Genomic DNA, 26,028 nt, shown 5'->3' with positions numbered 1-26,028 from the left:
ACCGCTCGCCGTTTCCGATTTGATGCACAATGCGGCTTCGTGCTGCCGCCGGCGCTCGAGCGTCCGCTGGACCGCGGCTAGACTCGCGCAGCAATGCGGCGCCCGGCACGCCTTCCAATCCTCCCGATTTTCCGTACTGCGATGAACCAGCCGCCACTGCCCGTCACCGTGCTCTCCGGTTTTCTGGGCGCCGGCAAGACCACGCTCCTGAATCACATCCTCGCGAATCGCGCCGGCTTGCGCGTCGCCGCGATCGTCGACGATCTCGCCGCCGTCAAGATCGACGCGACGCTTTTGCGCGATCCGGCCGCGCTGTCGCATAGCGAAGAAAACATGGTCGAGCTGTCGAACGGCTGTGTCTGCTGCACGCTGCGCGACGATCTGCTCGCCCAGGTGAAACGGCTGGCCGCCGAAAAGCGCTTCGACGCGATACTGATCGAGTCGGCCGGTGTGGCGGAACCCATGCCGATCGCCGAGACCTTCGCCTTCGCCTTCGCCTTCGCCTTCGCCGACGATGACGATGACGGCGCGCCGCTCGCCGAGCTCGCGCGGCTCGATACGATGGTCACGGTGGTCGACGCGTCCAATTTTCTGCACGACTACGGCTCCGCGGATGCGCTCGCCGAACGCGGCATCGCCGCGAGCGACGAAGACGACCGGACTCTCGTGGAACTGCTGATCGAGCAGGTCGAGTTCTGCGACGTGCTGGTCGTGAACAAGGCCGACCTCGTGACCGCCGACGAGCTGACGCGCCTGCAACGCATCCTCGCGCGCATCAATCCGCGCGCGGTGCAAGTGGTGAGCCGCTTCGGCGCCGTGCCGCTCGAGCAGATCGTCAACACCGACCGCTTCGATTTCGACGAGACGGCGAACGCTCCCGGCGCGATCGCGTTGCTCAACCAGGCCGAGAAGCACGCAGACGAACGCGGCCACGGCCATCACAGCGAAGCGGACGAGTTCGGCATCGGCAACTTCGTTTATCGCGCGCGCCGTCCGTTCCATCCGGAGCGGCTGTGGGCGCTGCTGCACGAGGAATGGAAAGGCGTCTTGCGCAGCAAGGGTTTCTTCTGGCTCGCGACGCGTAACGACATCGCCGGTTCGCTGTCGCAGGCGGGCGGCGCTTGCCGGCACGGTCCCGCAGGCATGTGGTGGGCGGCTCAGGACCGCAGCGAATGGCCCGATGCCGATGACGAGCTCGCCGCCGAAATTGCCGCCGACTGGTATGGCGCGCCGGACGACGTCAGTATTGGCGACCGTCGCCAGGAATTGGCGATGATCGGCGTGGGCATCGACCCGGCGCTGTGGTCGGCGAAGTTCGACGCGTGCCTGCTGACCGACGACGAATACGCCGTGGGACCGCAAGACTGGCAACAGTTCGCCGATCCGTTTCCGGCGTGGGACTTCGACGACGATCATGATCATGATCACGGTCATCATCATGGTCACGACCACGACGACCATGATCACGATGGCCACGGCCACGGCGGAACAGCACATCGCCACGACTAAGCGGCTCTTTCAACCGCCTCGACAGTAGCAACCACGCGCGCCGCACTCTCCGCCGCGGCGCGCCCCCTCCAAACGCAAAAGACAAAAAAAAACCCGCCGTTGGCGGGTGTCAACTGCCTGGCAGTAATCTGCTTAGCGCTTGTTGACTGCGTCTTTGAACGCCTTGCCTGCCGTGAACTTGACGGTCTTTGCGGCCGGAATCTTGATGGTTTCGCCCGTCTTCGGGTTGCGACCTGTACGCGCTGCGCGCTTGCCCGAACCAAAGCTGCCGAAGCCGATCAACTGGACCGCGTCGCCCTTCGACACAGACTTCTTGATCACTTCAAGCAACGTGTCCAGCGTTTCACCGGTTTGAGCCTTGCTGGCGCCCGTCTGTCCTGCGACAGCGTCGATCAGTTCCTGTTTGTTCATTAAGGTTCCTTTCTGAGTTTAGGTTGACACGAACAGCGCGAACGCGCCGATTATACGTGCGCGCGCCGCGCCATCGAGCAGCTACGGCTCCGGAGCCCCTCCAGATCAAAAGCGCCGGACAGCGAGTGTCCGTCGGCCGTGCTGCCGCTCCCTTCGCGGCGCTTGCTATGATAGCGCAGCGCAAACCCAATCAGGACAAGGGTTTCGAAGAATTACGCGGTTTTGGAACAGATACAGCAAGGAAACGGCACTTTTTGCTGATCCGGCCTCGCTGAGAAGCCCGAAACCCAGTGTGGACGGGGCTTTGACGTTGGTTTTTGCCAACGCTCGGCGCGTCTATTTCGCCGCCCGGCGAGCCGCGCGCGCTGGCGGTAACGTTGGACCCGCTTGTTGGGGCCTCACTTTGCGTCGCGCATGACCGATCCGCTGATCCCAGCCGTCCTCTCGTTCCGGGACAACGGCACGCCTTTTTCGCCTCTCTACGACGACATCTATCACAGCGCCGTCGGCGGTCTCGAGCAGGCCGATCATGTTTTCTTGCGCGGCAACGCGCTGCCGGAGCGCTGGCAGGGCCGGCGCGTTTTCACGGTGCTGGAGACGGGCTTCGGCATGGGCATCAACTTCCTCACGACGTGGGCCGCCTGGCGCGCCGACCCGTCGCGTTGCGAGCGGCTCCATTTCGTCTCGACGGAAAAGCATCCGTTCGCGCTCGCCGATCTGCGCCGCGCGTATGCCGCGACCATTGCCGATCCGTCGATTGCGGCGCTCGCCGACACGCTCGCGAGCGAGTGGCCGATGCTCGTGCCGGGCACGCATCGGCTGGAATTCGAGGACGGGCGCGTGGTTCTCACACTCGTTTTCGGCGACGCAGAGCAGAGCTTGCCGAATCTCAGGCTGCGCGCGGATGCGTTTTACCTCGACGGCTTCTCGCCCGCCAAAAACCCGGAGCTCTGGACGCTCGCCATCTTCAAGTCGCTTGCGCGGCTCGCGGACGACGGCGCGACCTTTGCCACTTACACGAGCGCCGGCGACATCAAGCGGGCGCTGACTCAATGCGGCTTCGAGTATCGCAAGGTCGAAGGTTTCGGCTGGAAGCGCGCGATGCTGGTCGGCCGCTTCGCGCCTCGCTGGCGCGTGCGTCGTCACGAGCCGCCCTCGCCACTCGGACCGCTCGGACCGCTCGGAGCGCTCACGCCTGGCGAACGGCATGCGGTCGTGATCGGCGGCGGTCTCGCGGGATGCGCGATGGTCGAGCGGCTCGCCGCGCGCGGCTGGCGCGTGACTTTGCTGGAGCGGCATGCGTCGGTCGCGCAAGACGCGTCGGGCAATCCGGCCGGCGTATTCCACCCGATGATCTCGCGCGACGACAGTGTCGCGTCGCGCGTCACGCGCGCCGGCTTTTTATACGCGCTAAGACGCTGGACGGCGCTCGAACGGCTCGGCCACGCGCCGCTGCGCGGCGGCTCGGGTCTGCTGCAAATCGCCGAAAACGCCGACGAAGCGCGCGCGATGAGCGAAGCCATCGCCGCGCTGCGCTATCCGCCGGAATTCGTCACGCCGGTCTCCGCCGACGACGCGCAAAAGCTCGCCGGTACGCCGCTCGCGCGCGGCGGCTGGTTCTTCCCGCACGGCGGCTGGATCGACCCGGCCTCGCTTTGCGCCGCGCAATGTGCCGCCGCCGGTGATTTGCTCGAGCGGCGCTTCGGCGTGGAAGCCGCGCGTCTCGAGCGCTCGGCAGATGAATGGCTGGTATTCGACGCGGCCGGCGACGTGCTCGCGCGTGCGCCGGTCGTGATCGTCGCCAACGCTCACGACGCGGCGCGCATTGCCGGATTGCGTCACGCGCCGACTCGCAGCATCCGCGGCCAGCTCACTTTGCTGCCGCCGGGCGCGGCGCCGTCGCTGGAGTTGCCGGTGATTGGCGAAGGTTATGCGATACCGCTGCCCGGCGGCGTCACGCTGACGGGCGCGACATACGAACTCGACGACGCTGAAACGTCGCTTCGTCCTGCCGGTCATCTGGAAAACATCGAGCGCGTCGCGCAGATGCTGCCCGCGTTCGCGAGCGTTGTCGGGCGCGGCGATGCCGCGGCATCGGGTCATGCGCTGACCGGCCGCGTCGCATTCCGCTGCGTGACAAGCGACCGCATGCCGATGATCGGCAACCTCGCCGACGAAGCGCTCGCGGCGCGTGACGCGCAACGCCTGCGCGGTGCGTGGCCGCTCGATCTGCCGCGCGTCGACGGTCTCTACAGCGCCTTTGCCTACGGCTCGCGCGGTCTCGTGTGGGCGGCGCTTGGCGCGGAACTGATCGCGTCGCAGATCGAAGGCGAGCCATTGCCGCTCGAACGCGATCTTGCCGAAGACATCGACCCTGCGCGCTTCCTGCTGCGCACTTTGCGGCAAGGCGGCGTCATCGGTTAACCATCGGCGGGCTGCCGCGTGGTTATCCACCGCAAATTGTGGATAACCACGTTGTTTACTAGCGCAACTCGTGTGGAACCGTTGTGGACGTAAACGGGGTAACTCGAGCGCCGTCGAATTTCGCCAAAAGTTACCCGCGACTACCCGGCGTCGCCGCACATGCTGTGCATCCGGTTATGAAGTCTGCAATCCGCTGATTCGCTTCGGTAAACCGGGGTTATCCACAGAAAAGCGGGCTGCTTGTTAACTGCTACTACGTATACATACAGTAAACATGTAAACAGCAAGGCCCGAGCTGGACCGTGCGCCACCGCACAGATCGGGCGACGCATTCAACCCGTGTGCTAGCGGCTGTCCTGAAAAGCACACGTAGATGGTGCAGACTCCATCGACGAGCACTGGAGCCAGCCGGCAATGCCGGTGCCGCAAGCCGCCAAAACGGTCGCTTTTTCCACATCTCGCGAAGATGAAGTACTTTCTTACCGTTTTGCCTGCATGTTCGTGTCTTTTCGGTCGAAGCTAAAAAAGCTATGGCACAATCGCCGTTCTTTTCCGCGTGGTGCCTGGCCTCCTGCGGTACCCGCTGCAATGGAACGGTCCCGTTCAATCAGAATCTGATTCAACGTCGACGGCGTTCTTTCACCGTGCCGAGCCGGTTGCTACGGCCGCACCCCTGAATGCGCCGAGCTCCCTGCGACTGCGGCGCGTTCGAATCATCCGATCGTTGAAAACCCGCAACGCGGATCACGCGAAGCGATTGCGACAGTGGCCCGCGTCTTGCGCCCACCCGCTCGCCGGTGTTCGCGCCGGCTCATGCTGGTTCATGTGATCTGCCGTTGCTGCAAAGGAGAACCCATAACGATGAATTCGGCGTTTTCATTTTTTCCAGCCTGGCCGCTTTCACCCGACGCCATTTTTTGGGCTGGTCTCGCCTTGCTCGCCGCGGGCTTGTGCGGCGAGTTGTGCTATCGCGCGTGGCGCTTGCCGCGTATTTCGGGCTATGCGGTCATCGGTCTGATTGCCGGCGCGGCCGGCTCGGGCGTGATCGATGCCGAATCGGCGAAAGCCGCGCGGCCCTTGCTCGACGTTGCGCTCGGCTTGCTGCTGTTCGAACTCGGCAGCCGGCTCGATCTGCGCTGGATCCGTCGTAATCCGTGGCTCGTGATGTCGAGCGTCGCGGAAGCCACTTTGACTTTCGCGCTCGTTTTGCCCGTGCTGCTGTTTCTGAACGTGCCGCTGATGGTTGCAACCGTGCTGGCCGCCATCGCGATGGCGACTTCGCCGGCCATGGTGATTCAGCTCAAGACCGAGCTTCGCGCCGAAGGCCAGGTCACGCAGCGTCTGTTGACGCTGACCGCGTTGAACAGCATGTATGCGGTCGTGATCGAAAAGCTCGTGTCGAGCTGGCTGCATCAGGAAGCGTATGGCAATGTTTTCGCGACCATTCTGCAGCCGCTTTATCTGCTGGTCGGCTCGCTCGTGCTCGCCTATCTGCTCGCGCGCACCTGCACGTTCTTTTATCGCCGGCTGAACATGCAGGACGAGCATTCGTTCGTTGCGCTATTCGGCCTGATTCTGGTGGCGATCGCGGTCGCGCATCTGTTCAAGCTGTCGACCATTCTCGCGCTGCTCGCCGCCGGCATCATCGTGAAGAATCTGGAGGCTCGGCCGCAGTTGTGGCCGCGGCATTTCGGCACGGCCGGCTGGCTTCTCACTGTGATTCTGTTCGTGCTGACGCTCACTTCGTTTGAATGGAAAGACATTGCGCTCGGCGGCGTTGCGGCGCTGGGCCTGATTGTTGCGCGTCTCGTCGCGAAACTCGTCGGCGTGCTTGCGTTTGCAAAGCCGAGCGGTCTGGACTGGAAACAGGGCATGGCGCTCGGTTTGTCGCTCTCGCCGATGTCGGCGCTGGCTTATCTGCTCGTCGACGATACGTACAACCTGTATCCAAATTTCGATCCGCAATTGCGGGCGATCATGATGTGTTCGATTGTCGTGCTGCAGATTCTCGGGCCGTGGCTCGTTTATCGCAGCCTCGCGCTGGTCGCCGAGCGGCGCGAAGAGTAAGCGGTTAAGCGGTCGTAAGCGACCGTGAGCGCTCCGCGCTGCAAGCCACACGTTATTCAAATTTATTCGCTTCAAAAAACGGCCGGGCCTCCGACAACCGTCCGGCCGACCTCACTCAGGGGACGCCATGTCACTCGAACCCTTCATCGATTCGAAGCCGTTCACTTTCGGTGTCGAACTCGAGATGCAGATCGTCAATACGCACGACTATGATCTGACCAAAGCCGGCTCCGATCTGCTGCGCCTCGTCAAGGATCAAAAGATCCCCGGCAACATCACGCCGGAAATCACCGAGAGCATGATCGAGCTGTCCACCGGCATTTGCACGAACCATGAACAGGCGCTCGCCGATCTGCGCAAGATTCGCGACACGCTTGTTTCCGCAGCCGATCATCTGAACGTCGGCCTGTGCGGCGGCGGCACGCACGCTTTCCAGCAATGGAGCGAACGGCAGATCGTGGATACGCCGCGCTTTCAGTATCTTTCGGAGCTGTACGGCTATCTCGCGAAGCAGTTCACCGTATTCGGCCAGCATGTGCACATCGGCTGTCCGGATCCGGACAGCGCGCTGTTCCTGCTGCATTCCATGTCGCGCTTCATTCCGCATTTCATTGCGTTGTCCGCATCGTCGCCGTTCGTGCAGGGCGTGGACACCGGCTTTCATTCGGCACGCCTGAATTCCGTGTTCGCGTTTCCGCTATCGGGCCGCGCGCCGTTCGTGCTGACGTGGGACAGCTTCGAGGAATATTTCTCGAAGATGGTCCATACGGGCGTGGTCAACAGCATGAAGGATTTTTACTGGGACATCCGGCCGAAGCCGGGCTTCGGCACCATCGAAGTACGCGTGATGGATACGCCGCTTTCCGTCGATCGCGCCGCGGCGATTGCCTGCTACATCCAGACGCTTGCGCGCCATCTGCTGCTCGACAAGCCGATCACGCCGCACGAAGACGATTACCTCGTCTACACGTTCAACCGCTTCGAGGCATGCCGCTTCGGTCTGGCCGGAACCTGCATCAATCCGCAGACAGGCGAACGCAAGACGATTTCGGAAGACATTCTCGAGACGCTCGACCTCATCGCGCCGCACGGCGACGCGTTGGGCTCGGGCCATGCGCTTGCCGAGATCGGCGCGATTGCGCGCGGTCAGATCAACGATGCAACGTGGCTAAGAGGCGTCGTCGAACAGGAAAAGTCGCTGCATGAGGCTGTCCGGCAACAGTGTCTGAAGTGGCGAGCGTGATCGGCCGGACGGTGTCGCTTGTGTTCAACAGTAAGAAAACCCGCCTGCGCGGGTTTTTTTTCGTCGTTAAAATTTTCCAGTTCGGGGCCCTTAAGGTTTTTCCAATAAGTACGTATACAAACGTAGTAGTAGTTAACAAGCATCGCCGCCGACTGTGGACAACTGAATAATTCCCTGCAAAGTCAAGGCGCTGCGTAAACCATAAGTAGGCCGGTGAGCAGTGCGTGGCCGGCGGTAAACGAGGACAACTTAAGGACTCACAAGTGGACGCGGGTGCTTATCAAGAATCGGCGCACATGTCATCCCTGATGTTGTCCCACGGTTATCCACAGATTGCATTGGATAACTTAGCTGTACGATTCGCCGCTCTCGCATAGAATGTCGTCTTAACCGCTTCGGCTTGCAAGGCGGTGAATTTTTGAGATAGTTAGAGACCGTCTCGTCCTGTTTTGGGCGGGGCTACCCCACACAGGCTACGGGCGTTCCCGGCAACAACGGCCGGCACCGCACAAAAGCTGTAAATAAACCAATCGAAGATTATGAGCGAAGGCGTATACGGAGAACAGGCAACCGGGCGAGTCACCCACAGCCTCTTGCGACTGAGCACGGCGATGCGAAGCCAGGCTTGGGAATGGGCGGAAGGCGCGGGCCTCACGCCCACGCAGGGCGAAATCCTGGTTTTGCTGATGCAACGAAAAGGGCCGATGCGGCTCGGGGAAATCGCGCGCGAAACGGCACTGACCGCCGCGACCACCAGCGACGCGGTCAGTACGCTCGAGACCAAGGGACTGGTCGAAAAGCGCCGCGCTCTCGATGACGGCCGCGCGCTCGCCGTTCGTCTGACCACTCGCGGCCGCACGGCTGCGAAGCGCGCCGCGCAATGGCCTGACTTTCTGGCCAAGGCTGTGGGCACGTTGCGCGACGACGAGCAGGCCCTGTTCTATCGCACGCTGCTCAAGACGGTTCATCAACTGGAAGCGCAGGGCAACATTCCGCCGCACCGCATGTGCCTGAGCTGCACGCATTTCGAGCCGAGCAAGAATCCGAAGAAAACGCCGCATCATTGCGCGCTGCTCGATCTGAACATGGCGGATACGGATCTGCGTCTGGATTGCGCCGTGCATGAAACCGCCGACGTCGCCACGCAGAAAAAGACCTGGAAGATCTTCGCCCAGTAAGGCGGCTGCTTCGCTGCCAGTCCGCTACACTGCAACCGGCAACAGCAGGCGGCGTTTGCCGCCTGCCGGCTTTTTCGGTGCCGCGCAGCGGCAGTCCGCAGTCAATCTGAAGGTGACAGGCTGATGAATCAGGAAGTTCTGGCCATTCGCCACGTGCACTTCGAGGATCTGGGCAGTCTCGAACTCGTGCTCGGCGAACGCGGGCGGCCCGTGCGTTATCTCGATGTCGGCTTTGCCCGCATCGAGGCGCCGAACCCGGTCACGTCATCGTTGATGGTGGTGCTCGGCGGTCCGATTAGCGCCACCGACGACGCGCGCTATCCCACGCTCGTGCCGCTGCTCTCGATGATCGAAAAACGCATCGAAGCAGGGCTTCCCACACTCGGCATTTGTCTCGGCGCGCAACTGATCGCGCGTGTGCTCGGCGCGCGAGTGTATCCCGCGGGCCATACGGAGCTCGGCTGGGAACCGCTTACGCTGACGGAGGCCGGCCGCGCATCGCCGGTGCGTCATCTCGATGGCGCGCATACGTCCATGCTGCATTGGCATGGCGATACCTTCGACCTTCCCGCGAACGCGACGCGTCTCGCATCCACGAGCGCGTGTGAAAACCAGGCGTTCACGTGGGGCAGCCATGTGCTCGCGTTGCAATGTCATCCCGAGATCCGCACGGATCGCTTCGAGCCCTGGCTGATCGGCAATGCGGGCGAACTCGTGGAGCACGGAATCGACGCGCGTCAATTGCGCGCCGAGACCGCGCAGTTCGGCCCGGCTCTCGAGGCCGCAGCTTGCCGTATGTTCGGCGAATGGCTCGATCAGGTACAGGCGCAGCCCTGAGCGAGCGCTTCAGCGGCGGTCGCAAGTGGCCTGCCTGCAGCAAATGACTCGCGGTGCTATCCTCGTTCGCTCTCGGTTTTCTACTGGGCGGTGATCCATGAGCGCGCTATTTTCTCCACTCACGCTGCGTAGCGTGACGCTTCCGAATCGCATCGTCGTGTCGCCGATGTGCCAGTATTCCGCCGAACGCGGCGAAGCCACCGCGTGGCACATGATTCACCTCGGCAGTCTCGCGTTGTCCGGCGCCGGCATGCTGTGCATCGAGGCGACGGCTGTCGAACCGGACGGCCGCATCACGCCCGGCGATCTGGGCTTGTGGGACGACGCGACCGAAGCCGCGCTCACGCCCGTGCTTGCCGCGATCCGCAAGCACTCGCACATCAACGTGACGATGCAGTTGTCGCATGCCGGGCGCAAGGCGTCGAGTCATGCGCCGTGGGAAGGCGGCCAGCTGATTCCGGTCTCGCAGGGCGGCTGGTTGCCGCATGCGCCGTCGGCGTTGCCGCACAAAGCGGGCGAAGAGCCGCCGCTCGCGCTCGACACACCTGGCCTGAATCGCATCCGCGAAGCGTTTGCGGCGTCCGCGCGGCGCGCCGCGCGTCTCGGCATCGACGCACTCGAAGTGCATGCCGCACACGGCTATTTGCTGCATCAGTTTCTTTCGCCGCTCGCCAATCAACGGGATGACGACTACGGCGGTTCGCTCGAAAACCGCATGCGTTTTCCGCTCGAGATCTTCGACATCGTGCGCGCGTCTTTTCCCGCCGACAAACCGGTCGGCGTGCGTGTGTCCGCAACGGATTGGGTCGAAGGCGGCTGGTCGCTGGAAGACACCATCGCGTTCGCACATGAGTTGAAGAAGCGCGGCTGCGACTGGATCGACGTATCGTCCGGCGGCGTCTCGCCGTTGCAGAAGATTCCGCTCGAGCCGGGCTATCAGATTCCGTTCGCCAAGGCCGTCAAACAGGCGACGGGGCTCACGACCATCGGCGTCGGACTCATCACCGATCCGTTTCACGCCGAGCAACTGATCGAACAGGGCGACGCCGATCTGATCGCGCTGGCTCGCGCGCTGCTATACAACCCGCGCTGGCCGTGGCACGCCGCTGCGCAACTCGGCGCGACGGTCGAGGCCCCGCCGCAGTACTGGCGCTCGCAACCGCGCGATCAGAAGGCGCTCTTCGGCGAGATTTCATTCGGACAAAGATGAGGCGGCTCATGCGTGACGCACGATCGCATGAGGTCCACGTTTTTGACGGTTGAACGAAGCCGTCTTCAGCGTGTAGGATGCCGGTTGTGGCGCGTGAGCGTCGCAGGTCGACGCGGCGCTCGCAGGGCGCCGCGTTTGCTATGAGCGCCAGAAAAAATCAGCGCGTCAGACGCGAGCTTTTCCGACGGCTGCCGGACTTCATCCCCAGTTCTTCACAAGGATTCATTCAATGAGTTCACGCAGGATCGCCGTGCGTCGTTCCGGTGTGCACGGCAAAGGCGTGTTTGCGCTCGAACCGATTGCGGCCGGCGAGCGGCTAATCGAATACAAGGGCGAGCGGATTTCCTGGAAAGAAGCGTTGCGCCGTCATCCGCATAATCCTGACGAACCGAATCACACGTTCTACTTTGCGCTCGATAGCGGCAAGGTGATCGACGGCAAGGTGAGCGGCAACAGCGCACGCTGGATCAACCACTCGTGCGCGCCGAACTGCGAAGCGGAAGAGATCGACGGTCACGTGTACGTGCATGCGCTGCGCGACATCGCCGAGGGCGAGGAGATCTTCTACGATTACGGTCTCGTGATCGACGCGCGTCAGACGAAGAAGCTCAAGAAGGAATACGAATGCCGCTGCGGCTCGCGCAAATGCCGCGGCACGATGCTCGCGCCGACCGAGAAGGACAAGGCCGCGGCTAAAGCGGCGAAGCCGGCCAAGGCTGCGAAAACCGCAAAGTCCGTTAAGTCTGCAAAGTCGGCCAGCCCGGCGAAGAAGGCTAGGAAGAAGTAACGCGAGAAGCAGCGCGCGAGCTGCGCGGTTCGTCGTGTGAATGACGCCCGCGCAGCGCGAAGACCTAAGTTACCGCTACAGATCGACCGGCGCCGAGTGCGCCGGTTTTTTTTCGTGGTCTTGTGCGTCGTCGCTGGCGTGTGCCGGCCGCGCCGCTTCCACGACCGGAATACGCACGATGAAACGCGCTCCGCCTTCGGGCGCGTCCTCGTAATGCACGCTGCCGTGATGCAGCGCCATGATGTCGTGAACGATCGCGAGACCGAGACCGGCGCCGCCGTCCACGCCGTCATCGCTCTGACCGTCGCCGCGGAAAAACCGCTTGAACAGGTCTGCTTGCTGCGTGTGCGGCACGCCCGCGCCATTGTCCTCGACGACGATCTCGGCCATGCGCACGTCGTCGATCACGGTTTGCGACACCGTGACCGTAATGCGCCCACCGTCGAAGCGCGAAGGCGGCACGTACTTCAGCGCGTTATCGAGCAGATTCGCGATCACTTCGTGCAGCAGCACCGGATTGCCGCGCGCGATCAACGGATGATCGTTGGCCGGATCGTCGAGCCGCTGGAAACCGAGGTCGATGTGCGAAGCCAACGCGCGCGGCACCCATTCCGCGCCGGTATCGAACGCGAGCGCGGCCATATCGACATTGACGAAGCGCGCGGCCTGCTCGGCCGGTTCCGCGCGCGCGAGAGACAGCAACTGATTCGACAGACGCACCGCGCGATCGGCGGCCGCACGCAACTCGCGCACGGCGGCGAGCGTCTGTTGCGGATCGCGCGCGACAGCCGCTTGCTCCGCGTGCAGCTTGACGGCCGTGAGCGGCGTGCGCAGTTGATGCGCGGCATCGGCGATGAATTTGCGCTGGCCGTCGAGCGCGGTCTTGAGACGGCCGAGCAGCGCATTGACGGCGCCGGTCAGCGGCCGGATTTCGACGGGCACATAGGTCTCGTCGACCGGTTCGAGCGACGTGTGCGTCTGCCGGTTGAGCGAGTCCGCGAGATCGGTCAGCGGATTGAGCTGCTGATTCACCACGCGCCACACGATCACCCAGCCCGCGAGCAGCAGCAGCAACAGCGGCATCATGATCGCCACGAGAAATTCCGCGGCGATGCGAAAGCGGTGATGCACCGGCTGCCCGACCTCGACGACGATCGGATTGCCCACCGGCTGATCGACCCTCACCTGCGCGACGCGCACCGTCACGCCCTGATGCTGCGTTTCGAACACATACGCGTAATGCATGCGCCGAACGCTGGTGCCTTGCAACGGCAGCGTTTCATCGCCGGCAATTTCGGTTTCGCCATCGCTGATCCGATAGACGAGATGCTCGACCGGATCGGAAAACATCGCTTGCGCAAGCGGCGGCACGGTAATGGGCGCTTCGGGGCCCGCAATCTGAATCTGCTTCGAGATGGCGGTCGCGAGGTCCGCAAGCGAGCGATCGACCACGTGCTGCGTGTACTGCCACGCGAGCCAATAGGCGATCAGGCCGCTCATCAGCGCGAGCAGCGAAAGCGGAGCAGCTAGGCGCCGCAGCAGCGTGCGGCGCAGACTATTGGCGGCCGGCTGGGGCATGATCGAACGCGTGGGAAGAGGGCAGGCGCGAGGCGCCATGAAGTTTCACCGGACGCCGGCGACTCGCGCACGCAGTGCGCCGCGCCGGCCCGGCGCCGTCAGGCCGCAACAGAGTGGCGGCCTTCACGACGATTATGCGGCCTGACGGATTTCCTGCAACAGGTAACCGAAGCCGCGCACCGTAACGATTTCGACGCGGCAGCTCTCGAGCTTTTTGCGCACGCGGTGCACATAGACTTCGATCGCGGTGTCGCCGAGATCGCCGCCGAAATGCGTGAGGTGGTCCTGCAGTTGCGCTTTGCTGACCACGCGGCCGTGGCGCAGCAGCAGCATTTCGAGCACGGCGAATTCGCGCGGCGACAGTTCGAGGGGCTTGTCGTCGTTGAAAATGCGCCGATCGACGCCCGACAGACGCACGCCGCCCAGCGACACTTCCGGACGCGGCATGTCGCCGTGCGGACCGCTGCGGCGCATCACTGCGCGAATGCGCGCTTCGAGCTCGGTCGGCTCGAACGGCTTGAGCATGTAGTCGTCCGCGCCGGAATTCAGGCCCTGGACGCGGTCGTTCAGTTCGTCGCGCGCGGTGAGGATGATCACTGGCGTATGGCGATTGCTCTGACGGAAACGCGCGAGCAGCGTCATGCCGTCGATGCCCGGCAAGCCGAGGTCGAGAATCACCAGTTCGTGACGGTTTTGGGTGAGAGCCTGTTCGGCGAAAATGCCGTCGTGGACCATGTCGACGGTGAAGCCGGCTTGTTCGAGGCTGCTTTGGATGCCGCGTGCGATGGGGCGGTCATCTTCGATCAGAAGGAGTCGCATGGATCTCGCTCAATTACAATGGGTTTAGGCGTTCGGGCAAGCGGTTCGCCGGGGCGCCTGCTTTACACATCTGCTACGCGGACCGCGGTGTGTGCTCATGCCGGATCGGCCCAAGCCACCAAGCAGTCAACCACGCAGTCATCGAGCAGCGCGCTCGCGCCCTCCGGGTAATCGAAGCCATGTCCGAGATCAGCATTCAGGAACTCGAAGCCGCGATCAACTTCTGGCGCGCCCGCTCACCTTCGAGCGGAGACGAACTCGTTCTGTGCAAGGAGGCAAGCGCGCTCTCCAAGCCGTATGCGCTCCTGATTGTACAGCGTCGGAACACGCTATCGCGGGATCGTTTGGACGCCAATGCACGCCAGGCGTGGGATTCTTACGTGCGCCTTAAAAATAGCCTGTAGAACTGAAGGTTTTCGTCCGCGGTTGCCTGCAAAGGCCTTTCAGTACGACGAATTCTGCGTGTTGGCCGCGTTGCGCGTGTGTGCCGTGATCGTCTCGATAAAGTGCGCCAGTTCGATATCGCGCTTCGTCAGTCCATTTGCTTCATGCGTCGACAGCGTGATCTGCACCTTGTTGTACACGTTGAACCATTCCGGATGGTGATCCATTTCCTGCGCCTTGATCGCGACACGCGTCATGAAGCCGAAGGCTTCGTTGAAGTCGGCGAACTCGAACTGCCGCTGGATCGCATCGCGGTCCGTCGCGGGTTGCCAGCCGTGCAAGCGGGCGAGTTCGGCGGTGCGTTCTTCGGAACTCAGTCTGTCGATCATCGGGTCACCTCGTGTACTGGGTTTGCGTCGCCATGCCGACGCTTCTTTATTTTTCCACGGATGCGGCGGGCTCGCTGACGACCCGGCGGTCGCATGCAGCGGCCGGTCGGATGAGCGGGCTGGGGGCGTATTGTCGGGATCACATGCAATAATCCCGCATTGAACGGCTATTTAATGCGGAATTGCACCATGCTAGACCTCGACCACTTCGATCTTGCGCTACTGGACGTGCTTCAGCGCTTCGGCCGTGCGACTCATCAGCAGCTTGCCGAGCAAGTGCCGCTGTCGCCGTCGCAGATCGGGCGGCGCTTGCAGCGGCTGGAACAGATCGGTGTGGTGGACGGCTATCGCGTCGTGCTGCGGCCGGAAAAGCTCGGCCTGGGCGTGACGGCCTTTACGAGCCTCAAGCTCAAGCATCACGGCGATTCGATCATCGAGCAGTTCCAGCAGCAGATCGACGCGTTGCCCGAAGTGCTGGAATGTCACGCGGTGGTGGGCGACGCCGACTATCTGCTGCGCATCGTCGCGCCCGACCTGAATTACCTGTCCACGTTCGTGATGAAAAAGCTGATGCGCGTGCCCGGCGTGGACAGCGTGCGCTCGAACATCGTGCTCACGACGTTCAAGCGCAACGGGCCGTTGCCGCTTGCGCATCTGTCGCCGGGAACGGCTGCGGCGTGAGCCGCGCTCGAGCGGCGATACGCGCGTTTTATGCGGCCTGCTTCGGCTCGCCGCCGGGGCTCGTCAGCAGATCGACATAAGCCACCGCCACCAGATCCGATTCCGGCACGCCGAGACTCGCGAACATCGCATGCGCTTCGGCGTGACCGTCTTCCTCGTCGTCGTCTTGCGCGAGCACCACTTCAAGCTCGACGAAATCGCCGAGGCCATCGACGCGGTCCAGATGAATGCGCGTGCGCCCCGCCAGATACACGTGCCGTTCCTTGGTGACGATGCCGCGCGTGGTCAGCGCCGTGGCAAGCAGCGAGTGCATCGCTTCGGGGTTCGTCACGGGACTGCGTGTGTAGTACGACGCCTTGGGACCGTCGCGGTCGTCGCGCTGATAGAAGATCAGCTCGGCGGGCGTGCCGTCGTCGAACTGGCGCAGCTTCAGACGCCCGCGCGGCACGTCGTAGAAGAAATCCTGCTGGCGGAAGATCAGCGGCGCGTCCGGCGCAAGCTGCGCCGCGCGTTCGCGCAGCTGTTCGAAATGCTGGGCGCGGGCTTTGATTTCGATGTTGCGTGCCATGTCAGGCTCCTGTCGGGAATAGGGTGGTAAGCGGCTTCGTCGTGAGTGGGGCGAAGCTGCCGGGAAGACAGAGTCGGTCGGAACGGGAAAGCAGGGACAGCACGAAGGGCCGGCGCATGCGCGAACCGTCAATCTAACAAAAACTGCGTGACGCCGCGGTTTCAGTCGGACTCGATTACTTTGCGGGAGTGCCCGCGCGCTGTCATGAGAACCGCTCATATCGCGGCGGTCCAATACCGGACCCAAGTTCAGGCGGCCTTCACGCGGTTTTCACGTCGTCCATTGCAGTTCGATCAGCTTCAACGCGGCGGCTATCGCAGGCTCGTCCTTGCGCTCGGCCAGCGTGATAAAGCTCAGTTGCGTCGGCACCGTAATGCCTTCGACGATGGTCAGCGCATGCGCGTGAGCCTCGGCGATCGCAATCGCGTCGCGCGCGAGCGTGAGGCCCACGCCCGACTTGACGAGATCGAGCATCGACGGCTCCTGGTCCACTTCGGCCACCTTCACCGGCTTGACGCCCGCCTCGCCGAATGCGCGCGACAGCAGCCGGTTATGCGCCGATGCGGGCGGCGTCCAGATCCACGGAAACGCGGCGAGCGAACGCCAGTCGCGCGCGCCTTTGACGCGGTCTTTCCAGCCGGCCGGCGCGAGCACGCGGTACTGGAAGTGCGTGAGCGTCAGTGTATGGAACGCGGAACCGTCGCGCGTATCGTCGTCGGACGGCACGCCGATGTAGTAGCCGACGTCCAGCTCGCCTGCGCGAACCTGGTCGAGCACCCAGCCCGACATGCCGTGCCGCAAAGCCGTCTCGATGTGCGGCCACGTCTCCACCAGTTGCTTCAGAAAGCCACCGAGCCGCAGGAACTCCGGATCGAGGATCGTGCCGATGCGCAAGCGTCCGCGCACTTCCTGGCGCAGCGATTGCGCGGCGCGCTGCACGTCGCTTGCCGCAGCCAATGCGCGTTCGGCGTGCGGCAGCAGCGCCTGGCCGTCGCGCGTGAGCGAGAGCCCGTGCGAGGTCCGCGTAAACAGCGCGACGCCGAGCGTCTCCTGCAAATGCTTGATTTGCAGACTGACAGCCGGCTGCGTGAGATGCAGTTGCACGGCGGCACGCGTGAGATTGCCCTCGCGTGCCACAGTGACGAACGCGCGTAGCAGAGTGAGATCCATCCAGTGATATTAACGCGGCTTATAGCGCAGTTGAGCATTACTCATTGGATTTCGTGCGACGAAGCGCCGTAACCTCGTATTTCAGTACGCCGTTTTATGGCGGAAGATAGGCAGCAAACCATCGCGAACGATGGTCCCCAACCGAGAGGACAGAACATGAGCGAGACATATCGGGACGAAACCGTCCGCAGCGCCGCGGGCGTGCGGGCGCTGACGCATTTCATCAACGGCAAGGCCATTGACGGAACGAGCGGCCGTTTCGCCGACGTCTTCAATCCCGCGCTCGGCGAAGTGAGCGCGCGCGTGCCGCTCGGTAGCGTCGCCGAAGTCGATGCGGCCGTCGCCGCCGCCTACGCCGCGTTTCCCGCATGGAGCGAAACGGCGCCGATCAAACGCGCGCGCGTGCTGTTCAAGTTCAAGGAACTGCTCGACCGCCATCACGACGAACTCGCGGAACTCATCACGCGTGAGCACGGCAAGGTGTTTTCCGATGCGAAGGGCGAAGTGATGCGCGGCATCGAAGTGGTCGAGTTCGCCTGCGGCATTCCGAATCTGTTGAAGACGGACTTCACCGACCAGATCGGCGGCGGCATCGACAACTGGAATCTGCGCCAGCCGCTCGGCGTGGTCGCCGGCATCACGCCATTCAATTTTCCGATGATGGTGCCGTGCTGGATGTTTCCGGTCGCGATTGCCTGCGGCAATACGTTTGTGCTGAAACCGTCGGAGCGCGATCCGTCGGCATCGAACCGCATCGCCGAATTGCTCAAAGAGGCCGGTTTGCCCGATGGCGTGTTCAACGTCGTTCACGGCGACAAGGTCGCGGTCGACGCGCTGCTCGTGCATCCCGATGTGAGCGCGGTGTCGTTCGTCGGCTCGACGCCGATTGCCGAGTACATCCACAGCGAAGGCACGCGGCACGGCAAGCGCGTGCAGGCGTTGGGCGGCGCCAAGAATCACCTCGTCGTGATGCCGGACGCCGATCTCGATCAGGCCGTCGACGCGTTGATCGGCGCGGCATACGGCTCGGCCGGCGAGCGCTGCATGGCAATCTCGGTCGCGGTGGCAGTCGGCCATATCGCGGATGAGCTGGTCGAGCGGCTCACGCCTCGCGTGAAGAGCCTGAAGATTCTGAACGGCATGGAAGCGGCTGCCGAAATGGGACCGTTGGTGACGGCCGCGCATCGCGAGAAAGTGCTCGGCTATATCGAAGCGGGCGTCGCGGCAGGCGCGAAGCTCGTCGTCGATGGCCGCGGTCATCAGGTCGACGGTCACGAGAAGGGCTTCTTCCTCGGCGGTACGTTGTTCGACAATGTGTCGACCGATATGAAGATCTATCGCGAGGAAATTTTCGGGCCGGTGTTGTGCGTGGTGCGCGTGCCCGATTTCGCGTCGGCGGTGGAACTGATCAACGCGAACGAGTTTGCCAACGGCGTGTCGTTGTTCACGTCGGACGGCGGCATCGCGCGCGCGTTCTCGCGGCAGATCCAGATCGGCATGGTCGGCATCAACGTGCCGATACCTGTGCCGATGGCGTGGCATTCGTTCGGCGGCTGGAAGAAGTCGCTGTTCGGCGATCATCACGCGTACGGCGAGGAAGGCGTGCGGTTTTACACGCGCTACAAGAGCATCATGCAACGCTGGCCCGACAGCATCGCGAAGGGCGCGGAGTTCACCATGCCGGTCGCGAAGTAGTTCGCGACGTAGTTGGAAGCGGTTCACGGTTGTGGCCTTCGGCGTGCGTCGCGCGTTGCTCGTGACGCGCGCCGAAGGTGTCGATAAAGCCGGGCGTGAAGCCGTCGGCAAAAAATGATTAGGAGACTGAACGATGAGCCACGCGCAAGCTGCGTCTTCGGGGCGGCGTCTCGAAGGCGAATTCGACTACATCATCGTTGGCGCCGGGACGGCGGGCTGCGTGCTCGCCAATCGCCTGACCGAAGATCCGGACGTGCAGGTACTGTTGCTCGAAGCGGGCGGCAAGGACGACTATCACTGGATCCATGTTCCGGTCGGCTATCTCTACTGCATCGGCAATCCTCGCACTGACTGGCTTTATAAAACGCAGGCCGAGCCGGGGCTAAACGGCCGCGCGCTCTCGTATCCGCGCGGCCGCGTGCTCGGCGGCAGTTCGTCGATCAACGGCATGATCTATATGCGCGGCCAGCGCGAGGATTACGACGAATGGGCGCGCGTGACCAACGACGCGTCGTGGTCGTGGGACGCCGTGCTGCCCGTCTTCAAACGCAGCGAGGACCACTACGCGGGTGCGAGCGAATCGCATGGCGCGGGCGGTCCGTGGCGCGTCGAGAAGCAACGCCTCAAATGGAAAATACTCGAGGAGTTCGCGAAGGCCGCGCAGGAAACCGGCATTCCCGCCACCGACGACTTCAATCGCGGCGACAACACGGGAGTCGGCTACTTCGACGTCAACCAGAAGCGCGGCATTCGCTGGAATGCTTCGAAAGCGTTCTTGCGCCCCGCGATGAGGCGGCCGAATCTCACCATCATCACCGGCGCGCATACGCAGCGCGTCGTATTCGAAGGACGCCGTTGCACGGGCGTCGAATATCGCGGCAACGAGATCGACTACGTGGCCAAAGCGCGTTGTGAGGTCATACTGAGTTCGGGCGCGGTGAACTCGCCGCAATTGCTCGAGCTATCCGGCATTGGCAACGGCGCGCGTCTGCACAACCTCGGTATCGAAGTCGTCAACGATCTGCGCGGTGTCGGCGAAAACTTGCAGGACCATCTGCAACTGCGCATGGCTTATCAGGTCGACGGCGTGCGCACGTTGAACACGGCGTCGGCCCATTGGTGGGGCAAGCTGATGATCGGCGTGCAGTACGCGCTGTTTCAAAGCGGCCCGATGTCGATGTCGCCGTCGCAACTGGGCGCGTTCGCGAAGTCCGATCCCGACGATCGCTCGCTCGCGCGCCCCGACCTCGAATATCACGTGCAGCCGCTTTCACTCGATCGCTTCGGCGAACCGCTGCACCGGTTCAATGCATTCACGGCGTCTGTGTGCCAGTTGCGGCCGACTTCGCGCGGCAGCATTCATATCGAATCGGCGGACGCGTCGGCGCCGCCGTTGATCGCGCCCAACTATCTGTCGACGGATTATGACCGCCATGTGGCGGCGAACGCGTTGCGTCTCACGCGCCGCATTGCTACCGCGCCTGCCCTCGCGCGTTACCAGCCGCGGGAAATCTTGCCGGGTATCGAGTATCAGAGCGAGGAAGAACTGCAACGTGCGGCAGGGCTTGTGGGCACCACGATCTTCCATCCTGTCGGCACATGCCGCATGGGCACGACCGACGATCCCGCTGCGGTCGTCGACAACAGGCTACGAGTTATCGGGGTGGATGGACTGCGCGTGGTCGACGCATCGGTCATGCCCACCATCACATCGGGCAATACGAACTCGCCCACGTTGATGATCGCGGAGCGCGCAAGCGACATGATCCGCGAGGATCGCCGCGCGCGCGTGGCCGGCAGCGTGACCGCGCAGGCAGGCAAGGCAGTCTCGATGACCGCGGCCTGACACACATCTCGCATCGCGGCACGCGCCATGCGTGCCGCGCATTCCAAGCACCGTCGCGTGCATCCACACGCCGCCTGTCTCCAATGAGAGACTGCCGTGCGCGGTTGCACACGCATCATCCACTAAGTGCAAATCCCAATGAATGCGCTGCATCATTGGCGCGACAATGGCAGCCATGCTGCGTGTTGCCCCAGGGATTACCGTCCGGATTGGTGCAGCACGCCAACGAGCGTGCACGGGGTGCCGCCGTCCAAATTAAAAGTCGCGCAGGGCTTCGCGCGAAAGCTCGTAGTGCTTCGCCTAACTCCGTATGGAAGGGAACATGATTCTCGGCGATACGATTCTCGAAACGCGCGGCCTCACCCGTGAGTTCAAAGGCTTCATTGCCGTGAACGGCGTGAACCTGCGCGTGCGCCGTGGCTCGATCCATGCGCTGATCGGCCCCAATGGAGCAGGCAAGACCACCTGTTTCAACCTGCTCACCAAGTTCCTCGAACCGACAGCCGGCCAGATCGTCTTTAACGGCGTCGACATTACGAAAGAGCGGCCGGCGCAAATCGCGCGGCGCGGCATCATTCGTTCGTTCCAGATTTCCGCTGTGTTTCCGCATCTGACGGCATTGCAGAATGTGCGCATCGGTTTGCAGCGCTCGCTCGGCACCGCTTTTCATTTCTGGAAAAGCGAGCGCACGCTGCGCCAACTCGACGACCGCGCGATGGACCTGCTCACGCAAGTGGGCCTGACCGATTTCGCCGATGTACTGACCGTCGAACTCTCGTACGGCCGCAAGCGCGCGCTGGAAATCGCCACCACGCTCGCGATGGAACCCGAGCTGATGCTGCTCGACGAGCCGACGCAAGGCATGGGCCACGAGGACGTCGATCGCGTGACGGCATTAATCAAGAAAGTATCGAGCGGCCGCACGATTCTCATGGTCGAACACAACATGAACGTGATTGCCGGCATCTCCGACACGATCACCGTGCTGCAACGAGGCGAAGTGCTCGCCGAGGGCACGTATGCCGACGTGTCGAAGAATCCGCTCGTGATGCAAGCCTATATGGGCAGCGCCGACGCGGCGCTCGCCGGAGCCCACGCATGAACACAATTGCCGAGCGCGAAAGCCTCGAGGTGAGCGGCAAGGCCGCTGGCGCGCCCGCGCTCGAAATCACGGGATTGCAGGCCTGGTACGGAGAGTCGCACATCCTGCATGGCGTCGATCTGACCGTGGACCGCGGCGAGGTTGTCACGCTGCTCGGACGCAACGGGGCGGGGCGCACCACGACATTGCGCGCGATCATGGGACTCACCGGCCGGCGCACGGGCTCGATCCGCATCGGCGGACGTGAAACGATCAATCTGCCCACGCATCGCATCGCGCATTGCGGCATTGGCTATTGCCCCGAAGAGCGCGGCATTTTTTCGAGCCTCTCGTGCGAGGAAAATCTGTTGTTGCCGCCGCCTGTCGGCGACAAGGCGCACATGATGTCGCTCGAGGAAATCTATTCGATGTTCCCGAATCTGCAGGAACGCCGCATGAGCCAGGGCACGCGGCTCTCGGGCGGCGAACAGCAGATGCTCGCGGTTGCGCGCATACTGCGCACCGGCGCGAGCCTGCTGCTGCTCGACGAGATTTCCGAAGGGCTCGCGCCTGTCATCGTGCAGGCGCTCGCGCGCATGATCGTCACGTTGAAGGCGCGCGGCTACACGATCGTGATGGTCGAACAGAATTTCCGCTTTGCCGCGCCACTTGCCGATCGCTTCTATGTGATGGAGCACGGTACGATCGTCGAACACTTCGGGGCAAGTGAACTCGAAAGCAAGATGCCGGTGCTGCACGATTTGCTGGGCGTGTAGAGAGCGCGCCCAACTGCCTCTGATAACCACAAGCGAAGAACCAGGAGACACGAATGAAAAAGAACCCACTCGCGCGGCTTGCCTCAGTTTGTTTCGCGGTCGCCGCCGGCGCCGCTATCACGATGAGTAGCGCGCAAGCGGCTGACGACGCAGTGAAGATCGGTTTTATCACCGACATGTCGGGGCTTTACGCGGACATCGACGGCCAGGGCGGCCTCGAGGCGATCCGCATGGCGGTTGCCGATTTCGGCGGCAAGGTCAACGGCAAGCCGATCACCGTGCTGTATGCGGATCACCAGAACAAGGCGGACATCGCGGCATCGCGCGCACGCGAATGGATGGATCGCGAGGGACTCGATCTGCTGATCGGCGGCACGAACTCGGCAACCGGTCTGTCGATGAACACCGTCGCCGGTGAAAAACACAAGGTGTACATCAGCATCGGCGCGGGCGCGGACACGCTGACCAACGAGCAATGCACGCCGTACACGATTCACTATGCGTACGACACGACGGCGCTCGCAAAAGGCACCGGCTCAGCGGTCGTGAAGCAGGGCGGCAAGTCGTGGTACTTCCTGACGGCCGACTATGCGTTCGGCAAAGCGCTTGAAAAGAACACGTCGGACGTGGTGAAGGCGACCGGCGGCCAGGTGCTGGGCGCGGTGCGTCATCCGTTGTCCGCGTCGGACTTCTCGTCGTTCCTGTTGCAGGCGCAGTCGTCGAAGGCGCAGGTTCTCGGTCTCGCCAATGCAGGCGGCGACACGATCAACTCGATCAAGGCCGCGAAGGAATTCGGCATTACGAAGAGCATGAAGCTCGCCGCGCTGCTGATGTTCATCAACGACGTGCACAGTCTCGGTCTTGAAACAACACAAGGTCTCGTGCTGACCGATAGCTGGTACTGGAACAAGGACGCGAACACGCGCAAGTGGGCGCAGCGTTACTTCGACAAGATGCGCAAGATGCCGTCGAGCCTGCAGGCCGCCGACTATTCGGCGACGATGAATTACCTGAAAGCGGTGCAGGCAGTCGGCTCGACCGACTCTGAGAAAGTCATGGCGCAACTGAAGAAGACGAAGATCGACGACTTCTATGCGAAGGGCTACATTCGTCAGGACGGCAGCATGATCCACGACATGTACCTGATGCAGGTGAAGACGCCGGCTGAGTCGAAAGAGCCGTGGGACTACTACAAGATCACCGCGACGATTCCCGGCGAGCAGGCGTTCACGACGAAGTCGGAAACGCGCTGCGCGCTGTGGAAATAAGCGCGGATTGACGGCCTGACTGTGACGGCTGGCTGTCCGCGTGGGCAGTCAGCCGTTCGTTTCGCTTCGCTTCATATGCCGCGCGCGGCGGCGTGATGCGCGCTTCGCGTGCCGGCCCGATCGTGCGCAACCGATCTCGCCTTGACGATAGGTGAAGGCTTCAATGGACATCTTTGGCATTCCGCTTCCCGCGATGCTGAGCCAGTTGCTGCTCGGACTCGTGAACGGCTCGTTCTACGCAATTCTGAGTCTGGGTCTTGCGGTGATCTTCGGCCTGCTGAACGTGATCAACTTCGCGCACGGCGCGTTGTTCATGCTCGGCGCGATGCTCGCGTGGATGGGTTTTTCGTACTTCGGCGTGCCGTACTGGCCGATGCTGATCATCGCGCCGCTGCTCGTCGGCCTGTTCGGCGTGCTGATAGAACGCTCGATGCTGCGCTGGCTGTACAAGCTCGATCATCTGTACGGGCTGTTGCTCACGTTCGGGCTCACGCTCGTCGTGGAAGGCGTGTTCCGCTCCATCTACGGCTCGTCCGGTCAACCCTATGACGTGCCATCGGCGTTGTCGGGCGCGACCAACCTCGGCTTCATGTTCCTGCCGAACTATCGCGCGTGGGTCGTGGTGGCGTCGCTCATCGTCTGCTTCGCGACGTGGTTCGTGATCGAGAAGACACGGCTTGGCGCCTATCTGCGCGCGGGCACGGAGAACCCCAAGCTCGTTGAGGCGTTCGGCATCAACGTGCCGCTGATGATCACGCTCACCTACGGCTTCGGCGTCGCGCTCGCCGCGTTTGCCGGCGTGCTCGCCGCGCCCGTCATCCAGGTGTCGCCGCTGATGGGCCAGCCGATGATCATCACCGTGTTCGCGGTCGTGGTGATCGGCGGAATGGGTTCCATCATGGGCTCGATTCTCACGGGCCTCATGCTCGGCGTGATCGAAGGACTGACGCGCGTGTTCTATCCGGAGGCGTCGGCGACCGTGGTGTTCGTCATCATGGCGCTCGTGTTGCTGGTGCGCCCGGCGGGTCTCTTCGGCAAGGAAAAATGATGCAGAGAAAACTGCTCTACGGTCTGCTGCTGCTCGCGCTCCTCGCGGTGCCCGTGCTCGGCATCTATCCGCTCTTCGTGATGAAGGTGATGTGCTTCGCGCTCTTCGCCGCCGCGTTCAATCTGCTGATCGGATACACGGGGCTGCTGTCGTTCGGCCACGCGATGTTTCTCGCGTCGGCAGGCTACGTCACCGGTTATGCGATGCAGACGCTCGGCTTTTCGCCCGAGCTCGGCGTGCTGGCCGGCACTGCTTGCGCGACGCTGCTTGGGTTCGTCGTCGGCATCTTCGCGATTCGCCGCCAGGGCATTTACTTTGCGATGGTGACGCTCGCGCTTGCGCAAATGGTCTACTTCGTGTTCCTGCAAGCGCCGTTCACACATGGCGAGGACGGTCTGCAAGGCGTGCCGCGCGGCAAGCTTTTCGGCGTGCTGGATCTTTCGTCCGATGTCGCGTTGTACTTCGTCGTGCTGGCGATCATGGTGCTCGCGTTCCTGCTGATCGTGCGGATCGTGCATTCGCCGTTCGGTCAGGTGCTCGTCGCGATCAAGGAAAACGAGCCGCGCGCCGTGTCGCTCGGCTACGATACCGACCGCTTCAAGTTGCTGGCCTTCATTCTCTCGGCAGGGCTTGCGGGACTCGCGGGGTCGCTGAAGGTCGTGGTGCAAGGCTTCGAAACTTTGAGCGATGCGTATTGGACGATGTCGGGCCTCGTCGTGCTGATGACGCTCGTCGGCGGCATGGGCACGCTGTTCGGGCCGCTGCTCGGCGCGGCGCTGATCGTGGCTCTTGAAGATCGGCTGGGCGACATCGGCAGCGCGCTCGCTTCGACGACTGGCGTCGAATGGTTCCGCTCGTTGGGCGAATCGGTGACGATCGTGACGGGCGTGATCTTTATCGCCTGCGTGCTCGCGTTCCGGCGCGGGATCGTGGGCGAGATCATCGCGCGCGTTCGTCCGTTGCGCGCCTGAGCGGTGCAGTCCGGTTCCAGTGCATCGAATTACTTTGGCGTCCGATCTAATTGCGCTGCTTTGCAGTATGACCGGTCGATCCCGCTTG

Annotated in this window: 23 protein-coding genes; 17 read left to right on the top strand and 6 right to left on the bottom strand. The window is 62.9% G+C overall.

Translation table 11 applies throughout. From position 1 onward, the window contains the following. Positions 1–141: 141 nt before the first annotated feature. Positions 142–1,509 (top strand): GTP-binding protein, encoded by a 1,368-nt coding sequence (locus tag AB6809_RS19650; RefSeq protein ID WP_371027006.1) that lies wholly within the window; start codon positions 142–144, stop codon positions 1,507–1,509. Positions 1,510–1,641: 132 nt separating this feature from the next. Here AB6809_RS19650 and AB6809_RS19645 read toward each other — a convergent pair whose 3' ends face one another. Beyond that, on the bottom strand, positions 1,642–1,920 hold the full coding sequence (locus AB6809_RS19645) for an HU family DNA-binding protein (RefSeq protein WP_006050811.1): 279 nt from the start codon (positions 1,918–1,920) through the stop codon (positions 1,642–1,644). 414 nt (positions 1,921–2,334) lie between these two features. On the opposite strand from AB6809_RS19645, the gene mnmC reads away from it, so the two are divergent. The 7 genes from mnmC (at position 2,335) to AB6809_RS19610 (ending at position 11,666) form a co-directional block, all read left to right on the top strand. Beyond that, complete coding sequence (gene mnmC, locus AB6809_RS19640; protein WP_371027005.1) at positions 2,335–4,344, top strand: bifunctional tRNA (5-methylaminomethyl-2-thiouridine)(34)-methyltransferase MnmD/FAD-dependent 5-carboxymethylaminomethyl-2-thiouridine(34) oxidoreductase MnmC; 2,010 nt, start codon at positions 2,335–2,337, stop codon at positions 4,342–4,344. Between the two features lie 861 nt (positions 4,345–5,205). After that, entirely contained in the window at positions 5,206–6,411 is a 1,206-nt protein-coding gene (locus AB6809_RS19635; RefSeq protein ID WP_029971201.1) for a cation:proton antiporter, read from the top strand. A 127-nt stretch (positions 6,412–6,538) separates the two neighbouring features. Next, positions 6,539–7,654 carry a YbdK family carboxylate-amine ligase gene (locus tag AB6809_RS19630; protein ID WP_006050814.1) on the top strand — a complete coding sequence of 372 codons (1,116 nt, stop codon included), beginning with the start codon at positions 6,539–6,541 and terminating at the stop codon, positions 7,652–7,654. A gap of 539 nt (positions 7,655–8,193) precedes the next feature. Next, entirely contained in the window at positions 8,194–8,832 is a 639-nt protein-coding gene (locus AB6809_RS19625; RefSeq protein WP_006050815.1) for a MarR family winged helix-turn-helix transcriptional regulator, read from the top strand. A gap of 123 nt (positions 8,833–8,955) precedes the next feature. Beyond that, positions 8,956–9,669, top strand: a complete 714-nt coding sequence (locus AB6809_RS19620; protein ID WP_371027004.1) for a glutamine amidotransferase — start codon at positions 8,956–8,958, stop codon at positions 9,667–9,669. Positions 9,670–9,766: 97 nt separating this feature from the next. After that, positions 9,767–10,879: an NADH:flavin oxidoreductase/NADH oxidase gene (locus AB6809_RS19615; protein ID WP_006050817.1), complete on the top strand. Its 1,113-nt coding sequence runs from the start codon at positions 9,767–9,769 to the stop codon at positions 10,877–10,879. Positions 10,880–11,108: 229 nt separating this feature from the next. Next, complete coding sequence (locus AB6809_RS19610; RefSeq protein WP_006050818.1) at positions 11,109–11,666, top strand: SET domain-containing protein; 558 nt, start codon at positions 11,109–11,111, stop codon at positions 11,664–11,666. Positions 11,667–11,741: 75 nt separating this feature from the next. Here AB6809_RS19610 and AB6809_RS19605 read toward each other — a convergent pair whose 3' ends face one another. Then, a complete protein-coding gene (locus AB6809_RS19605; RefSeq protein WP_053858912.1) occupies positions 11,742–13,244 on the bottom strand; it encodes a sensor histidine kinase in 1,503 nt (500 codons plus the stop codon). Between the two features lie 132 nt (positions 13,245–13,376). Then, positions 13,377–14,063: a response regulator transcription factor gene (locus tag AB6809_RS19600; RefSeq protein ID WP_006050820.1), complete on the bottom strand. Its 687-nt coding sequence runs from the start codon at positions 14,061–14,063 to the stop codon at positions 13,377–13,379. A 179-nt stretch (positions 14,064–14,242) separates the two neighbouring features. On the opposite strand from AB6809_RS19600, the gene AB6809_RS19595 reads away from it, so the two are divergent. Then, entirely contained in the window at positions 14,243–14,467 is a 225-nt protein-coding gene (locus tag AB6809_RS19595; RefSeq protein ID WP_006050821.1) for a DUF3717 domain-containing protein, read from the top strand. Positions 14,468–14,506: 39 nt separating this feature from the next. Here the strand turns inward: AB6809_RS19595 and AB6809_RS19590 are convergent, their stop codons facing one another. Continuing rightward, on the bottom strand, positions 14,507–14,836 hold the full coding sequence (locus AB6809_RS19590; protein WP_371027002.1) for a 4a-hydroxytetrahydrobiopterin dehydratase: 330 nt from the start codon (positions 14,834–14,836) through the stop codon (positions 14,507–14,509). Positions 14,837–15,025: 189 nt separating this feature from the next. On the opposite strand from AB6809_RS19590, the gene AB6809_RS19585 reads away from it, so the two are divergent. Beyond that, a complete protein-coding gene (locus tag AB6809_RS19585) occupies positions 15,026–15,517 on the top strand; it encodes an Lrp/AsnC family transcriptional regulator (protein WP_006050823.1) in 492 nt (163 codons plus the stop codon). A 28-nt stretch (positions 15,518–15,545) separates the two neighbouring features. On the opposite strand, the gene AB6809_RS19580 is transcribed toward AB6809_RS19585, so the two are convergent. Further along, the gene (locus AB6809_RS19580) at positions 15,546–16,085 is read right to left on the bottom strand and encodes a class IV adenylate cyclase (RefSeq protein WP_029971206.1); all 540 of its coding nucleotides are present in this window, start codon (positions 16,083–16,085) and stop codon (positions 15,546–15,548) included. 270 nt (positions 16,086–16,355) lie between these two features. Continuing rightward, on the bottom strand, positions 16,356–17,255 hold the full coding sequence (locus AB6809_RS19575; protein WP_006050825.1) for a LysR family transcriptional regulator: 900 nt from the start codon (positions 17,253–17,255) through the stop codon (positions 16,356–16,358). A gap of 156 nt (positions 17,256–17,411) precedes the next feature. Here AB6809_RS19575 and AB6809_RS19570 point away from each other — a divergent pair, with 156 nt between their 5' ends. From AB6809_RS19570 to AB6809_RS19540, 7 genes are all read left to right on the top strand, one after another. Continuing rightward, positions 17,412–18,950 carry a CoA-acylating methylmalonate-semialdehyde dehydrogenase gene (locus tag AB6809_RS19570; RefSeq protein ID WP_371027001.1) on the top strand — a complete coding sequence of 513 codons (1,539 nt, stop codon included), beginning with the start codon at positions 17,412–17,414 and terminating at the stop codon, positions 18,948–18,950. Between the two features lie 133 nt (positions 18,951–19,083). Then, positions 19,084–20,796 (top strand): GMC family oxidoreductase, encoded by a 1,713-nt coding sequence (locus AB6809_RS19565; protein WP_371027000.1) that lies wholly within the window; start codon positions 19,084–19,086, stop codon positions 20,794–20,796. A gap of 322 nt (positions 20,797–21,118) precedes the next feature. After that, positions 21,119–21,898, top strand: a complete 780-nt coding sequence (locus tag AB6809_RS19560; protein WP_006050828.1) for an ABC transporter ATP-binding protein — start codon at positions 21,119–21,121, stop codon at positions 21,896–21,898. Then, positions 21,895–22,653 carry an ABC transporter ATP-binding protein gene (locus AB6809_RS19555; protein WP_006050829.1) on the top strand — a complete coding sequence of 253 codons (759 nt, stop codon included), beginning with the start codon at positions 21,895–21,897 and terminating at the stop codon, positions 22,651–22,653. The genes AB6809_RS19560 and AB6809_RS19555 overlap by 4 nt, the downstream gene beginning before the upstream one ends. A 53-nt stretch (positions 22,654–22,706) precedes the next feature. Further along, positions 22,707–23,921 carry an ABC transporter substrate-binding protein gene (locus tag AB6809_RS19550; RefSeq protein ID WP_006050830.1) on the top strand — a complete coding sequence of 405 codons (1,215 nt, stop codon included), beginning with the start codon at positions 22,707–22,709 and terminating at the stop codon, positions 23,919–23,921. A 163-nt stretch (positions 23,922–24,084) separates the two neighbouring features. Continuing rightward, on the top strand, positions 24,085–24,969 hold the full coding sequence (locus tag AB6809_RS19545; RefSeq protein ID WP_006050831.1) for a branched-chain amino acid ABC transporter permease: 885 nt from the start codon (positions 24,085–24,087) through the stop codon (positions 24,967–24,969). Next, on the top strand, positions 24,969–25,940 hold the full coding sequence (locus AB6809_RS19540) for a branched-chain amino acid ABC transporter permease (protein WP_006050832.1): 972 nt from the start codon (positions 24,969–24,971) through the stop codon (positions 25,938–25,940). Before AB6809_RS19545 ends, AB6809_RS19540 begins: the two co-directional genes overlap by 1 nt. Positions 25,941–26,028: the final 88 nt, after the last annotated feature.

It is taken from the genome of Paraburkholderia sp. RCC_158 (assembly GCF_041355255.1).
In the GTDB taxonomy this organism is placed as follows: domain Bacteria; phylum Pseudomonadota; class Gammaproteobacteria; order Burkholderiales; family Burkholderiaceae; genus Paraburkholderia; species Paraburkholderia graminis.
This window is presented reverse-complemented; position numbering and strand designations above follow the sequence as displayed.